This window comes from Nocardia spongicola, assembly GCF_047200775.1.
GTDB lineage: Bacteria > Actinomycetota > Actinomycetes > Mycobacteriales > Mycobacteriaceae > Nocardia.
In genome coordinates, this window is record NZ_JBJZOO010000002.1 from 569,438 (window position 1) to 586,713 (window position 17,276).

Below are 17,276 nucleotides of genomic sequence, written 5' to 3' on the forward strand. Positions count from 1 at the left end.
GTGCAGCAGGGTACTGAGTTGGGTGGGTTCAGCGCGCTACCGGAGCGAACCACTGAGCGGGAGCAGGCATCGAGCGCACCGGAACCGTTCGAGCTCGCGCCTGCCCAGCTGGGCATCTGGTACGCACAATTGCTCGACCCGGATGTGCCGATCAACGTCGCGCAGTACGTGGATGTGCCGGGTGAACTGGACGTCGAGCTGTTACAAGAGGTCTCGGTCGAGGCGGCCCGTGAGTACGAGTCGGTGCTGGTGCGCCTCGGTGAATCCGGCGGTGTGCCGCACCAGTACGTGGACTTCGGGCTTTCGGTCGATATTCCGCTGATCGATCTGCGTGATCACGATGATCCGGTAGCCGCGGCACACGAATGGATGCGCGCCGATGCGAGCGCGCCGATCGATCTGTTGACCGATCGGCTGTTCGCGGGCGCCGCGCTGCGCGTCGCCGAGCGCCGGTACTTCTGGTACCTCCGGGCCCACCATATGGTTCTCGACGGCTATGGCGCGCTGACCAACACCATGCGAGTGGCCGAGCGCTACACCGCGCGGGTGCTCGGCACCGAACCCGAGGCCGTACGGCCGGGTACGCTGACCGCGCTCACCGAAGCCGAACTCGCCTATCGGGACACCACGCGATATCAGACAGATCGCGCGCATTGGACCGAGCGGGTGGCGGGGCTGGACGCGGTAACGAGCTTGCACGGCCACAGTGCGCCACGCTGTGCGACGAATCTGATCGTCGGACAAGCACTCGCCTCTGCGCAGGCCGACCGGATGAATGCCCTGGCCGCGAGTCAGGATTCGACACCATCAGTGGTATTGCTCGCGGCATTCGCCGCCTATCTCGGCCGGTTGACCGATCGGGATGAGGCAGTGCTGAGTCTGCCGGTGACCGCGCGCACCACTGCGGTGCTGCGGCGCTCGGCGGGCATGCTGTCGAATATCGTGCCGTTGCGTCTCGGGCTCGATACGAGCTGGGGCGAACTGTTACGGGCAACCAGGATCGAGGTCGCCGGTGCGCTACGCCACCAGCGCTACCGGCACGAAGACATTCACCGGGACGCCGAACGCGCTGGTGGGCCCACGCGGCGCGGGCTGTTCGGGCCGCTGGCCAACATCATGTTGTTCCGCAGCGACCTCACCCTCGGGACGACGGAGGGGCGCTACCATGTGCTGTCCACCGGTCCGGTCGAGGATCTCAGCCTCAACGTCTACTACGGCGACCGCGATCGGGTGCATATCGACTTCGAGGCCAATCCGAACCTCTACACCGCCGACGATATCGCCAGGCACCACACCCGGTTTCTGCGTTATCTGGAGCGTCTGCTCGCCGCTACGCCGGACACTCCGCTCTCCGCTATCGATATCGCCACTGAGCTGGAACTCGAGGTCAGCACCCGGATCTGGAATGAGACGGGATTCGATGTAGAAGCCGAGCTCGCGCGGTATCGCGCAGGCCAGGCATCCACGGCGACGTTGGTTTCGATGTTCCAGGCGCAGGCGGCCCGTACGCCGAGCGCGGTGGCGCTGCGGGCCGCCGGTGCGCCGGATCTGACCTACCGCGAGCTCGCCGCGCGCAGCAACCGGCTCGCGCGGCATCTGATCGCGCTCGGTGTCGGGCCGGAAACCGTGGTCGCACTGCATATCCGCCGGTCACCGGAGCTGGTGATCGCCATCTACGCGATCCTCGCCGCCGGTGGTGCTTATCTGCCGCTCGACCCCGACCATCCGGCCGAGCGTACCGCGCATATTCTGGCCACGGCTCGTCCGACGTGTGTGCTGGTCGCTGGTCAGGGCCCGGAGCCCGATCTGCCCGGTATCCCGGTATTGCGCGTGGATCAGTTCGAGGAGAACGGCGCTACCGGACCGGTGTGGGATCGGGAACGAATCGCCGCGCTGCGACCGGAGCATCCGGCCTATGTGATCTTCACATCCGGATCGACCGGACTCCCCAAAGGGGTCACGATCACCCACCGCGCGATCGTGAACCGGCTGGTATGGATGCAGCAGACCTACGCGCTGTCCGCACACGATGTCGTGCTGCAGAAGACCCCGGCCACATTCGACGTCTCGGTATGGGAATTCTTCTGGCCGTTGCAGGTCGGTGCGACGCTGGTACTCGCAGCGCCCGACGGGCACAGGGATCCCGACTATCTACGCGCGGTGATCGACGAATATGCTGTCACCACAGCGCATTTCGTGCCATCGATGTTGGAGGCTTTCCTCGCCGCGCAGCCGGTGGCCCGACAGAGTTCATTGCGCTCGGTATTCGCTTCCGGTGAGGCGCTGCCCGGTGCGCTCGCGCAGCGGCTGCGGGTGCTGACCGGTGCCAGGGTGCACAATCTGTACGGTCCGACGGAGGCGGCGGTCGACGTCACCTATCACGAAGTAACCGACTCGGACGTGGTCTCGGTGCCGATCGGCGCGCCGGTGTTCAATACTCGGCTCTATGTGCTCGATTCGCGGTTGCGTCCGGTACCGATCGGGATGCCGGGTGAGCTGTATCTGTCGGGGGTGCAGCTCGCCCGGGGTTATCTCGCGCGCCAAGGGCTGACCGCGGCGCGGTTCATAGCCGATCCATTTGGCGGTCCGGATGCGATCGCCGCGGCGGGAGACCGGATGTACCGCACCGGTGATCTGGTGCGTTGGACCCCGTATGGCGAGCTGGAGTATCTCGGCCGCACCGACTTCCAGGTGAAGGTGCGTGGTCTGCGGATCGAGCTCGGTGAGATCGAAGCTGTGCTCGGTGCGGTCGAGTCGGTCCTGCGCGCGGTGGTTGTGGTGCGTGATGATCTCGGCGTCGGTGAACAGTTGGTCGCCTATGTTCTCGAGGCGCAGCCGGGTGCGGTACCGCCCGACCGGCTCCGGGCCGCGGCGACCAGGGCACTGCCCGGATATATGGTGCCTGCCGCGTATGTAGTGCTCGACACCTTGCCGGTCAACGCGTCGGGGAAGCTGGACCGCGGTGCGCTGCCCGCTCCTGCTCGGCCCTCGGTCGACTATGTCATGCCCGCCACTGCCGTGGAACAGGCCGTCGCGCGGGTCTTCGCCGAAGTGCTCGATGCCGAGCGAGTCGGGCGCAATGACGATTTCTTCGCCCTCGGTGGCAACAGTCTGGTCGCGACCCAGGTCGCCGCCCGGCTCGGTGCCGACTTGAACTGTTCGCTCGGAGTGCGTGAGGTGTTCACCGCCAGCACGGTCGCCGAACTCGCCGAACTCATCGAACAGGCCGGTGGCTCCGGAGACACGCCGGTTGTCGCGCGGCTACAGGCCCGGCCGCGGCCTGCGTTGATTCCGCTTTCGCCCGCACAGCAGCGCATCTGGTTCCTCAACCGGTTCGAACGATCCAGCGCGAGCTACAACATGCCGTTCGTGGTGCGGTTGCGCGGTGCGGTAGATACCGGGGCACTGCGGCAGGCGCTCGCGGATCTGGTTGCCCGGCATGAGGTGCTGCGCACGGTCTTCCCCGCACTGCCGCCAGGCGATGGCACCGGGCCCGCTGCGTGCCAGCGGGTATTGCCTGCGGCCGAGGTGACCGAGATCGCGAGTGCGCCGGAGCCGATCGCCGTTACTGAACTCGATGCCAGGCTGGCGGCATTCGCCGCGCGCGGTTTCGACGTGACGCATGAGCTCCCGATTCGGGCCCAGATCTTCGAAGTGGACGATGACAGCTACGCCCTCGCCCTGGTCCTGCACCATATCGCCGCCGATGGCTTATCGCTGCGGGTGCTGGCACGCGATGTGATGACCGCCTATGGGGCACGCCACGGTGGCGGCGCGCCCGCCTGGGCTCCGCTTCCGGTGCAGTACGCCGACTACAGCCTGTGGCAGCACGAGATGCTCGGCTCCGCGGATGATCCGGCGGCGCCGCTGGCCGGTCAGGTGTCGTTCTGGACCGATACCTTGGCAGGGGCGCCCGACCAGCTCGACCTGCCCGCGGATCGGTCACGTCCGGCGGCCGCGTCCGGCCGGGGTGCGGTGTTCGCTTTCGAGCTGCCGGGCGAGTTGGCGGCCCTTATCGCGGACATCGCACGTGACCAGGGTGTTTCTACCTTCATGCTGATGCATGCCGCACTGGCCGCGCTGCTGTCGCGGCTGTCGGGCAGCGACGATATCGTGATCGGCACGCCGGTCGCGGGCCGGGGCGAGCGCGCGCTCGACGACGTGATCGGCATGTTCGTCAATACCTTGGCGCTGCGCACCCGCATCGATGCCTCCGCGCCGTTCACGGCATTGCTCGCCCATGTGCGCGAGCGGGACCTGGCTGCCTTCGAACATGCCGAGCTGCCGTTCGAGCAGGTGGTCGAGGCGCTCAATCCACCGCGTTCACAGGCTCGGCACCCACTGTTCCAGGTGCTGCTCGCTTTCGACAATGCCGAGGCAATAGCCTTCCGGCTCCCAGACCTCTCGGTCGATACCAGTACCGTGGACACCGGAGTGACCAAGCTCGATCTGCAGCTCACGGTCACCGAGAACTCCGCTGGTGCCGGACACGAGGAAGGTTCGGCATCAGCGGGGATTCGAGCCGAGTTCACCTACGCCACGGATCTCTTCGACGAGCCGACCATCGCGGGATACGCGCGGCAACTGATCGGCTTCTTGCGCGCATGCGTCGCCGACCCCGATATCGCGGTGCTCGATCTGCCTTTGCTCGATGCCGATGAGCAGCGGCGGGTGATCGCGGCGGGGCAGGCCGCCGCCACCGAGGTGAACTCGGCGGATACGCTGCTCACCGCCTTCGAAGCGCAGGTGCGGCGCAGCCAGGACGCACCTGCGGTACTCGATGGTGAGCGCCTGCTCACATATGCGGAGTTCGCCGATGCGGTCAATCGGCTGGCGCGTCTGCTGATCGACGCGGGCGTCGGCCCGGAGCAGCTGGTCGTGCTCGGTATGCGGCGTTCGATCGATTTCGTCATCGCCGCCTATGCGGTGCTGACCGCGGGTGGCGCTTACGTGCCGGTGGATCCGGATCAGCCTGCGGCCCGGATCGCGCAGGTGATCGCCGCGGCGCGTCCGGTCTGCGTGCTGACCCGCTCCCGTGATCACCTGACCGAGGAACTGGCCGACCGGTGTGCTCGCGCGGCACGTCCGGAAACACCGATCATCGCGGTCGATCCGCCCGGCTTGGTGGAGTACTCCGCCGCCCCGGTGGTCGACGCGCATCGCCGTGCTCCGCTGCACGCGGCGGGCACCGCTTATGTCATCTTCACCTCCGGTTCCACTGGAACTCCTAAAGGTGTTGCAGTGCAACATAATTCAGTGGTCAATCAAATCGACTGGATTGCCGGCGAATACCGGATCGACGCGCGGGATGTGGTGCTTTTCAAGACTCCGGCGGCTTTCGACGTCTCGGTATGGGAGTTGTTCGCACCGCTGGCTCGAGGGGCGCGGATCGTTGTCGCCGAGCATGACGGACACCGTGATCCCGGCTACCTCGCGGCAACTATCGCCACGCACCGGGTCACCATGACCTCCTTCGTCCCTTCCATGCTCACTGTGTTCGCCGACGCGGTCACGCCGGAGGCCATCGCGTCGCTGCGCACCGTACTTGTCGCGGGAGAGGCGATGACCGGTGAGGCCGCTGCCGCGTTCGCCACGGTGAGCCCGGCGGTGCTGCACAATCTCTATGGTCCGACCGAATTCACTGTGCATGCCACGTACGCCCCGGTGGATCCGGCGACCAGTGGTCCGGCCCCGATCGGCCATCCGGTACAAGCAGGCCGGGCCATGGTGCTCGATACCAGGCTGCGGCCGGTACCGGACACCGTGGCCGGCGAGCTGTACTTATCCGGTGTCCAGGTGGCGCGTGGTTATCATGGCCGCGCCGAGCTGACTGCCGAGCGTTTTATCGCCGACCCCTTCGGGCAGGCGGGTGCCAGGATGTACCGGACCGGAGACCTGGTGCGTCGCCGCCGCGATGGTGCGCTCGAGTATCTGGGGCGCGGCGATTTCCAGGTAAAACTGCGCGGTCAGCGGATCGAGCTCGGCGAAATCGAAGCGGCGTTGCTCGCGATGGATGATGTGCGCGCGGCAGCGGTGCGGGTCTGTGCGCAGCCGGCGGGCCAGGCGCTGGTCGCCTATATCGTCGGCGATATCGCGCCCGATCGGATCGGTGCGGAGCTGGAGCAGCGGCTGCGCCTGGTGCTGCCGTCGTATATGGTGCCTTCGCTGTATGTCGAGTTGCCCGCGATGCCGTTGACCGCCTCGGGCAAGCTGGATCGTAAGGCGTTGCCGGATCCGGTGCCGGTCAGCACGGTGTTCCGGGAGCCGGGCACGGCAGCGGAGCGGACGGTCGCCGAGGTATTCGGGCAGGTGCTGCGGGCAGAGCGCGTCGGCCTCGATGACGACTTCTTCGCATTGGGTGGAAACTCGCTGGTAGCGACGCAGATCGTGGCGCGGCTGGCGGCCGCGCTCGATACCGATGTCCCGGTGCGTACGTTGTTCGAGTATCCGACCGTCGCGGCGCTCGCCGCGCGGCTCGGTGATGGTGGCCGGGCGCGGAGCAGGCTCCCCTTGGTCGCCGGGCCTCGTCCCGAACTGGTTCCCCTGTCGTACGCACAGCAGCGGATCTGGTTCCTCGCCCAGTTCGATACGGCATCGGTGGCGAATAATCTGGTCGCGGCGATCCGGTTACGAGGGATGCTGGAGCATACCGCTCTCGCGGACGCGGTCACCGACCTGATCACCCGGCACGAATCGCTGCGTACCACGTACCCGGCGGTGGCGGGTATCCCGTATCAGCGGGTGCTTCCGGTCGACGCGGCACGGATCGCATTACATACCGAAGCGGTCGACGCGGAACGGGTGACCGAACGGATTCGCGAACTGGTGGCCACCCCTTTCCTGGTCGATCGTGAGCCGCCGGTCCGGCTCACCTTGCTGCGGCTGGGCGACGACCAGCATGTTCTCGTCGTCGCACTGCACCACATCAGCGCCGACGGATGGTCTCTCGCGCCGCTGACCAGGGATCTGCTGCAGGCTTATGCCGCCCGTTGCACCGGTAGCGTCCCGGACTGGACACCGCTACCGGTGCAGTACGCCGATTACACGTTGTGGCAGCGCGCGGCGCTCGGATCCGAAGACGATCCGGAATCGGTGCTGGCCGAACAGATCCGGTATTGGCGCGATGAGCTGGCTGATCTGCCGGATGTGCTGGCGTTGCCCGCTGATCGTCAACGGCAGGCCGAGGCATCGGGACGCGGCGCACGTCACGAATTCACCATCGATGCGCAGACGCTGCAGCGGTTGCGGGAGATCGCACAGGAGGCGAACGCCTCGCTGTTCATGGTTTTACATGCCGCGTTCGCCACAGTGTTGGCCAAACTCTCCGGCCAGCAAGATATTTCGATCGGAACTCCGGTGGCAGGCCGGGGCGAATCGGCGCTGGACGACGTGGTCGGCATGTTCGTCAACACCGTGGTACTGCGTACCGATGTCAGGGCCGAGCTGTCGTTCATCGATCTGCTCGCGGCCGTGCGCGACCGTGACCTCGCCGCTTTCGCACACGCCGAGGCGCCGTTCGAGCGGCTGGTCGAGGTACTCAGCCCGGAGCGGTCGGCGGCGCGGCATCCGCTGTTCCAGGTGATGCTCGACTTCCAGAACACCACGCGGGTCGAACTCGCGCCGGCCGGATTGACCGCTACCTGGCTCGATATCGATACGCGGACAGCGAAATTCGATCTGCAGCTGTCCCTGGCCGAGGCGCGGGACACCGCAGGCCTCGCCGCGGTCTTCGAATACGCGACCGATCTGTTCGACTCGGCCACGATCGCGTCCTTCGCGCTGCGCCTGGGCCGGGTGCTCGACGCGGTGGTGGCCGACCCGCACGTTCCGGTCGGGGCGATCGATGTGCTGACCGCAGGGGAACACGCCCTGGTGCTGGATACCTGGAATGCCACCACATATCCGGTGGACGCGACCGCGACGCTGGCCGGGCTGTTCGCGGCGCAGGCGGCCCGTACGCCGGAGGCCATCGCGGTGACCTGCGCGGGCGAATCGCTCACCTACGCGGAGTTCGCGAGCCGGGTGCACCGGTTGGCCAGACTGCTGGTTTCGCTCGGGGTGCGGCCGGAAACGCCGGTGGCGGTGGGCATACCACGGTCGGTGGACCTGGTTGTCGCACTCTATGCGGTGCTCGCGGCAGGCGGCGCGTATGTGCCGCTCGACCCGGAGCATCCGGCCGAGCGTATCGCCCAGGTGCTGGATACCGCGCGCCCGGTCTGCGTGCTGACCCGTTCCTCGGACGCACTCGAGCTACCCGGCCGGGGCACGCCGCTGTGGCAGGTGCTCGAGGTCGATCGGTGCGATACCGGGGACTACTCGGATGCGCCGCTGACGGATGCCGATCGGCATAAGCCGTTGCGTCCGGCGAATACCGCGTATGTGATCTTCACGTCGGGTTCGACGGGTCGGCCGAAGGGTGTGGCGGTATCGCATGCGGCGATCGTGAACCGTCTTGTGTGGATGCACGCCGAGTACGGTTTGGCGGCTGATGATGTGGTGTTGCAGAAGACGCCTGCGACGTTCGATGTGTCGGTGTGGGAGTTCTTCTGGCCGTTGCAGGTGGGTGCGCGGTTGGTGGTGGCGAAGCCGGACGGTCATCGTGATCCTGCGTATCTGGCCGGGTTGATTGTCGCCGAGCGGGTGACCACGGTGCATTTCGTGCCGTCGATGTTGTCGGTGTTCGTGGCCGAGGAGCGGGCGGTGGAGTGCACCGGTTTGCGGCATGTGTTCGCTTCGGGTGAGGCGTTGCCCGCGGTGACCGCGCGGCGGTTGCGGGAGTTGACCGGGGCGCGGTTGCACAATTTGTATGGTCCGACCGAGGCCGCGGTGGATGTGACTTTCCATGAGGTGACCGACGAGGACGTGGTGTCGGTGCCGATCGGTGCGCCGGTGTTCAACACGCGGGTGTATGTGTTGGATGGGCGGTTGCGTCCGGTGCCAGTGGGGGTTGCGGGTGAGTTGTATTTGGCGGGTGCGCAGCTGGCGCGTGGCTATGTCGCGCGTCCGGATCTGACCGGGGACCGGTTTGTTGCTGATCCGTTCGGTGTGTCCGGTAGTCGGATGTATCGCACGGGTGACCTTGTCGCGTGGACGGTTGCCGGTGAGTTGGAGTATCTGGGTCGTACTGATTTCCAGGTGAAGGTGCGTGGTCTGCGTATCGAGTTGGGGGAGATCGAGTCGGCGCTCACGGCGCTGGAACCGATCGCCCAGGCGGTGGTCGTGGTGCGTTCGGATGCGCGGCTCGGCGACCAGTTGGTGGCCTATGTGATCGCGACCGCGGGCCATTCGGTGGATATCGACAACGTGCGCACGCGACTCGCCGCTGAGCTGCCCGCGTATATGGTGCCCGCGGCGTACCTCGTGCTCGAGGAGTTCCCGTTGAATGCCTCGGGCAAGCTGGATCGGAAGGCGTTGCCCGCACCGGTGTTCGAGGCGGCGGTGTTCCGTGCGCCGACCACGCCGGTGGAGGAGATCGTGGCGGGTGTCTTCGCCGAGGTGCTCGGTGTGGACCGGGTGGGTCTGGATGACGATTTCTTCGCCCTCGGTGGTAACTCGCTGGTCGCGACGCAGGTAGTGGCGCGGTTGGGTGAGGCGTTGGACACCCGGATCCCGGTACGGGCACTGTTCGATACGCCGACCGTCGCCGCGCTGGCCGCTTATGCGGAGACACACCGCGGCGCCGGTGGCCGCGCACCGTTGCACCCGCAGCCGCGCCCGGACCGGATTCCGTTGTCCCCGGCGCAGCAGCGCATCTGGTTCCTGAACCGGTTCCATGCCGATGCGCAGTACGGCCCCGCGGACGCGATCGACAACATCCCCATCGCCTTGCGGATGTCGGGTGACCTCGATATCGCGGCACTGACCGCAGCCCTCGCCGATGTGGCGGCTCGGCACGAAACCCTGCGCACGATATATCCGGACGGTCCCGACGGCCCGGAACAAGTGGTGCTGGCCGAGGCGTCCCCCGACCTCTCGGTCGAACGAGTGCCCGACACCGCGCTGGCCGACCGGCTGCGCGAGATCGCGGCTCCCGGTTTCGATCTGGCCGCGGAAACACCGCTTCGCGCCGTACTTTTCGAAATCACCGGGGAACCGCGGCCGCAGCATGTGCTCGCCCTGGTGCTGCACCATATCGCCGCGGACGGGTTCTCGCTCGGGCCGTTGGCCGAAGACCTGATGACCGCCTACACCGCCCGCAGGGCGGGGACGGCGCCCGCTTGGACGGCATTGCCGGTGCAGTACATCGACTACACGCTCTGGCAGGCAGGCCTCAGCGACGCCGAGCGGCAACTCGACTACTGGCGTCGCACACTCGACCGGCTTCCGGAACAACTGGAATTGCCTACCGACCGTCCGCGTCCACCGGTGTCGTCCTACCGTGGCGCGACCCATCGCCTGCGGATCGACTCCGACCTGCACAGCGAACTGCGTGAGCTGGCCCGCAAGCGGGAGACCACACTGTTCAGCACGGTACACGCGGCACTGGCTATCCTGCTGGCCCGGTTGTCCGGCAGCTCGGATATCGCGATCGGCACCCCGGTCGCAGGCCGCGGTGAGGCGGCGCTGGATCGGCTCATCGGTATGTTCGTCAACACCCTGGTGCTGCGCAGTGCCGTCGACTCCAGGAGCAGATTCGAGACCGTGCTCGACGCGGTGCGCGATCAGGACATCGATGCGCTCTCGCACGCCGATGTGCCGTTCGAACGGCTCGTCGAGGTACTCGCACCCGCTCGTGCGCGTAACCGGCATCCGCTGTTCCAGGTGGCGCTGACTTTCCAGAACTTCGCGCTACCCGATATCGAGCTGCCGGGACTGCGCGTATCGATGCATGATTTCGATTCGCCTGCCGCCGAATTCGATATCCAGTTCACCGTGTTGGAGTCGAACGACAAAGACGGTCGCGCGGACGGTATGCAGATCGAGATCCGCTACGCCACCGATTTGTTCGACGCGGCGACCATCGCGGTCCTCGGCAGGCGGTTCACCCAGGTCCTCGCCGCCATTGCCGCGGACCCCACCGTGGTTGTCGGCGATATCCAGTTGCTCAGCGCCGAGGAGCAGCGGCGAGCGCTGTACGAATGGGCGGTCAGCAGTCCCGGTGTCGTGGAGGTCACCGGTAGCCTGGCCGATCGGTTCACCAGGGTCGCCGCGCTCGATCCGGGCGCGGTAGCGGTCCGCGACGGGGTGCGGTCGCTGACCTACGCCGAACTCGCCGACTGGTCCAACCGGCTGGCGCGGCGGCTGATCGCCGCAGGCGTCGGGCCGGAAACACTGGTGGCCGTCGCGTTGCCTCGGTCGGTGGAGCTGGTGGTCGCCCTGCTCGCGGTGCTGGAGGCAGGTGGCGGGTATCTACCGATCGATCCGGCCTATCCGGCCGACCGCATCGAGTACGTCCTCGACGATGCCCGCCCGATCTGCGCGGTCGCAGGCACCGCAACCGATTTGCCGCCCGGCTGGTTCACCGGACCGGTACTGGATGTCGATGCGAGCGAGCTCGCCGCGTACAGCGCGGCGCCGGTCACCGACGCGGACCGGCGCGCGCCATTGCACTGCGCGCATACCGCGTACGTCATCTACACCTCCGGATCGACCGGAAGGCCCAAAGGCGTGGTGGTGCCGCACCGCAATGTGCTGCGGCTGTTGGACAACACCCACCGGCACTTCGCCTTCGGCCCCGCGGATGTGTGGACGCTGTTCCACTCCTATGCCTTCGATTTCTCGGTATGGGAGCTGTGGGGTGCGCTGCTGACCGGTGGCACGCTCGTGGTGGTCGACTACTACACCGCCCGCTCACCACAGCAGTTCCTGGAACTGCTGCGCACCGAACGGGTCACCGTGCTCAATCAGACACCGTCGGCGTTCTACCAGCTCGTCGCCGCCGACGCGGCCGAGCCCGAGCCCGCTGAGCTCGCCCTGCGCACCGTGATCTTCGGTGGCGAAGCGCTGGAGCCGCAACGGTTGACCGGGTGGTTCGCGCGCTACCGGGACACTCCGCGGCTGGTGAACATGTATGGCATCACCGAGACCACGGTGCATGTCTCCTACCGGGAAATCGATGCGGAAACCGGTTCCGCCAGTGTGATCGGCGCGGCGCTGCCAGGGTTGACCGTTCGCCTGCTCGACGACCGATTGCGGCCCGTTCCGGTCGGGGTCCCCGGCGAGATCTACGTCTCCGGCGGTCAGTTGGCGCGCGGTTACCTGCGGCGGCCCGAGCTGACCGCGGGCCGGTTCGTCGCCGATCCCTACGCAAGCGATGGCTCCCGCGCCTACCGCTCCGGTGATCTGGCCCGCTGGACTGCCGATGGCGATTTGGAATATCTCGGCCGGGCCGACCAGCAGGTGAACCTGCGCGGGTTCCGGATCGAACTGGGCGAGATCGAGGCCGCGCTGCTCGCGGTATCCGCGGTGGTGCGTGAGGTGGCCGTCGTGGTCCGCACCGATCTGGTGGACGAACCGCGCATTGTCGGATACGTGGTGGCAGGTGAGGACGCGCTCGATACCACCGCGCTGCGCCAGGCGGTCGGCCATCGGCTGCCCGAACATATGGTGCCCGCCGCCATCGTGGTGGTGGACCACATCCCGTTGACGGTCAACGGGAAACTCGACCGGGCCGCACTGCCTGCCCCGCTGTTCGAATCGACCGCCTATCGGGCGCCGAGCACGGCGAGCGAGCGCGTGGTGGCCGAGGTGTTCGCCGAGGTGCTCGGATCGGAGCGTCGGGTAGGCGCCGACGACGATTTCTTCGCGCTCGGCGGAAGTTCTCTGCTGGCCGCGAAGGCGGTCACCAGGATCGGCGCGGCGCTCGGCCGGACGGTCGGCGTGCGCGCGCTGTTCGAGGCGCCGCGGGTCGCCGATCTCGCCGCGGCGGTCGGCGCGGTCCCGATGGGGGATACGCGCCCGGCGTTGGTGGCAGGGCCGCGTCCGGAGCGGATTCCGCTTTCGCCCGCGCAGCAGCGGATGTGGTTCTTGAACCAGTACGACCGCTCCTCCTCCGCGTACAACATTCCCGTCGCCCTGCGGCTGTCCGGTGTTTTGGATGTGCCCGCATTGCAGGCGGCGATCGGTGATGTGGTCGCAAGGCACGAAGCGCTGCGCACCCGTTACCCGCAGCTCGACGGCGCCCCGGTACAACTGATCGAGCCTGCCGCGCGGGTGACTCCGGCACTGGAACCGATCGATGTTCCCGAAGCGCAGCTGCCGGAGCGGATCAGGCAGCTGGCCGAGACCAGCTTCGATGTCACCGTCGCGGTGCCGGTGCGGATGTGGCTGCTGCGGGTGGATCGAACCGAGCCACAATCGGATCCCGCGCACGGGGAGTTCGTGCTCGCCGCGGTGCTGCACCATATCGCCGCCGATGGTTCGTCGATCGTGCCGTTCGTCCGCGATCTGATGATCGCCTACGCCGCCCGATGCGATGGTGCCGCGCCTGCTTGGGCGCCGCTCGTGGTGCAGTACGCCGATTACGCACTGTGGCAACGAGATCTGCTCGGCGCCGAGGACGATATCGAATCGGTGGCGGCCGGTGAGATCGCGTTCTGGACCGAGACGCTGGCCGGGCTGCCCGATCAGCTCGCGCTGCCTACCGATCATCCGCGCCAGGCCACCCAGAGCCTGCGCGGCGCGAAAGTGCCCTCGGCGATCGACGCGCGACTGCACGCGGAGCTCGTCGCATTGGGCCGCGGCCACGGTGCCACGCTGTTCATGGTGGTGCACGCGGCGTTCGCGGCGCTGCTCGCTCGCTGGTCCGGTACCGGTGATATCGCGGTCGGCACACCGGTGGCAGGTCGTGGCGCCGCCGAACTCGACGATGTGATCGGCATGTTCGTCAACACTCTGGTACTGCGCGTCGGGGTGGACGGTGCCGAGTCCTTCGCCGAGCTGCTGACCCACGCGCGTGCGGCCGATCTCGCGGCGCTGGAGCACACCACGGTGCCGTTCGAACGGCTGGTGGAAGTGCTCAACCCGGTGCGGTCGACCGCACGGCACCCGCTGTTCCAGATCGGCTACTCGTTCCAGAACCACGAGCGCGGACAGCTGCGGCTACCGGGGCTAGAGGTGCGGGAGATCGAATTCGACAGCGGAGTAGCACAATTCGATATGCACCTGTTCGCCGTCGACCACTACACCGACGATGGCGAACCCGACGGCATCGATCTGACCCTCGGCTATGCCACCGATCTGTTCGAGCAGCCGACCGCGCTCCGTTTCGTCACCCAGCTGCGCCAGGTACTCGAAACGGTGGTGGCCCGGCCGGAGCTGCCGGTCGGTGATATCGATCTGCTCGGCGCCGATCGGTCGTTGGTACTCGCCGACTGGAACCGGACGCGGCACCCGCTGCCGCGAACGACCATGGCGGATCTATTCAGCGCACAGTGCGCGCGCAGCCCGCATGTCATCGCACTGGTGGACGCGATAAGCGGAATCGAGCTCAGCTACGCCGAGTTCGACGCACAGGTGAACCGGTTGGCGCATAGGCTCATCACGGCAGGCGTCGGTCCGGAGACAACCGTGGTGCTGGCGATGCGCCGCTCGCTGGAACTGGTCGTCGCGATGTACGCCGTGGTACGGGCGGGCGGCGCGTATGTGCCGATCGATCCAGATCATCCGGCCGAACGGATCGGCCACATCATGGCGGTCGCCGCACCCGAGGTCGTACTGACCACCTCGCGTGACGGGCTGCCGATCGACACCGAGTGCACCGTGCTGGAGGTCGATCGGCTCGACCGGACCGAGTTCGATACGACGCCGATCACGGACGCGCAGCGGATTCGCCCGCTGCGGCCGGAGCATCCGGCCTACGTGATCTTCACCTCCGGTTCCACCGGCCTGCCCAAGGGGGTCGCGGTCCCGCATGCGGCGGTGATGAACCAGCTTGCCTGGCTCGCCGATGAGTTCACGCTCGGCGCCGATGACCGGGTGCTGCTGAAGACCCCGGCGACCTTCGATCTGTCGGTGTGGGAGTTCTGGTCCCCGCTGGTCACCGGCGGCAGGCTGATCGTCACCGCACCCGGCGCCGAACGCGATCCGGACCAGCTGCGTCTGCTGCTGCGGCAACACCGTGTGACGGTGCTGCACGCGGTGCCTTCGTTGATCGGCATGTTGCTCGCGGTCGAGCCCGAGCTGCCACTGCCGGAATCGTTGCGGCATGTGCTTGCCATCGGCGAGGCCCTGCCCCCTGCCACCGCTGCGGACTTCCTGCGCAGGCATCAGGGCACGACCGTGCTGCACAACCTGTACGGCCCCACCGAGGCGGCGGTATCGATCACCTCGTTCGAGGTCAGCGCGCAGCAGGAGCATGTTGTTCCGATCGGTGCGCCCGCCTGGAACAGCCGGGTCTACGTATTGGACGCGCGGCTGCGGCCGGTGCCGATCGGGGTGCCCGGCGAGCTGTACCTGGCCGGTGCCCAGCTCGCGCGCGGCTATCAGCGCCGCTACGCGCTGACCGCGGATCGGTTCGTGGCCGACCCGTTCGCGACCGGTGATGCTGCCGTGGGCGAGCGGATGTACCGGACCGGCGATATCGTGCGCTGGCGGCAGGACGGGACGCTGGAATATCTGGAACGCGCTGACTTCCAGGTGCAGATCGGCGGATTCCGGATCGAGCTCGGCGAGGTGGAGGCCGCATTGCGGCAGCAGCCCGGTGTCACCGCGGCGGTCGCGGTGGCCAGGGCGGATGAGCGGGCCGGAGCCAGGCTCATCGCGTATGCCGCCGTGCCGGAGGCGGATACGGACACTCATGCCGAACTGGCGGTAGCGCTGCGTACGGCGCTGGCGGCGCGGCTGCCCGGCTATATGACCCCCGCCGTGGTAGTCGTGCTGGCGGCGCTGCCGCTCACCGCCAATGGCAAGATCGACCGCGCCGCGCTCCCCGAACCGGTCTTCACCGAAGCGAGTTTCCACGCACCGGCCAGTGAGCTGGAGCGTCTGGTCGCGGCTGCTTTCGCCGAGGTCATCGGCCTGGATTCGGCGGGAACAGCCGCCGTCGGCACCGCCGACGACTTCTTCGCCAGAGGCGGCAATTCGCTGATGGCCACCAGGCTGGCCGCCCGGCTCGGCGCGGCACTCGGCGGACACGTCCCGGTGGCCACGGTGTTCGAGGCGCCGACGGTGGGCGCGCTTGCCGAACGGCTCGCGCATATCGATCACGATGCGGCCCGGCCCGCCTTGGTCCGGCGCACGGACGAGGGGCCGGTGCCGCTCGCACCTGCCCAACAGCGTATGTGGGTGGTCAACCGGCTCGCGCCGGACTCATCGGCTTATCACGTCCCTGTGGGTCTGCGGCTGCGCGGCGCACTGGATGTCGCGGTGTTGACTCTGGCTGTCCTGGATGTGCTGGACCGGCACGAAACATTGCGCACCAGATACCCGGATACCGAGCAGGGGCCGGTCCAAGAGGTGGTGGCCGCGCCAGAGGTGGACCTGACGCCGATCGCGGTGCCGCACGACGAACTCGACACCAGGATCGCCGCATTCGTTTCCCCCGGCTTCGATCTCACCGCCGCGCCACCGGTGCGTGCCGCGCTGTTCGCGACCGCGGCCGATGACTACGTCCTCGTCGTGGTGCTGCACCATATCGTCGCGGACGGGTACTCGGTCGCTCCGTTGACCAGAGACCTGGTGCGCGCCTATCTCGATCGGGCGGCAGGACACGCACCGGAGTGGACCCCGCTGCCGATCGGATATCGGGATTACAGCGTGTGGCATTCGGAACTGCTCGGCGCCGCCGCCGATCCGGATAGTGTGCTCGCCCGTCAGCTCGCCTTCTGGCAGCGTGAACTGGCCGGTGCGCCGGAACTGCTCGCCCTGCCAACCGATCGCCAGCGCCCGGCCCGCAGGGACGGCCGCGGCGCTACCGTCGTGGTCGAGGTCGACGGTGCGCGCGTCGATCGGCTCGACCGGCTCGCCCGTACCCACGGCGGCACCCTGTTCACCCTGGTGCACAGCGCGCTCGCGGTACTGCTCGCGAAACTGTCCGGCACCGGGGACATCACGGTCGGCGCCCCGGTCGCCGGGCGTGGTGTCCGCGAACTGGACGAGCTGGTCGGCATGTTCGTCAATACGGTGGCATTGCGGACCGAGGTCGATCCGCGTGCGAGCTTCGCGGAACTGCTGCGGCAGGCCACACAGCGCGATCTGGCCGCGCTCTCCCATGCCGATGTGCCGTTCGAGCAGGTGGTCGAGGCATTGGCGGTGCCACGCTCCGGCTCCTACGCACCGCTGTTCCAGGTGCTGCTCACCTTCCAGAACATGCCGGGCGGCTCGGTCGAACTGCCAGG

The 17,276-nt window shown here is 67.4% G+C and carries 1 protein-coding gene (cut by a window edge); it reads left to right on the plus strand.

What is annotated here, in order from left to right:
* Positions 1 to 17,276, plus strand: the 5' portion of a protein-coding gene (locus tag ACL02S_RS07635) for a non-ribosomal peptide synthase/polyketide synthase (protein WP_412801581.1). It continues 580 nt past the right edge of the window; the window shows 17,276 of its 17,856 coding nt (coding positions 1–17,276); its start codon is at positions 1 to 3; its stop codon lies beyond the right edge, outside the window.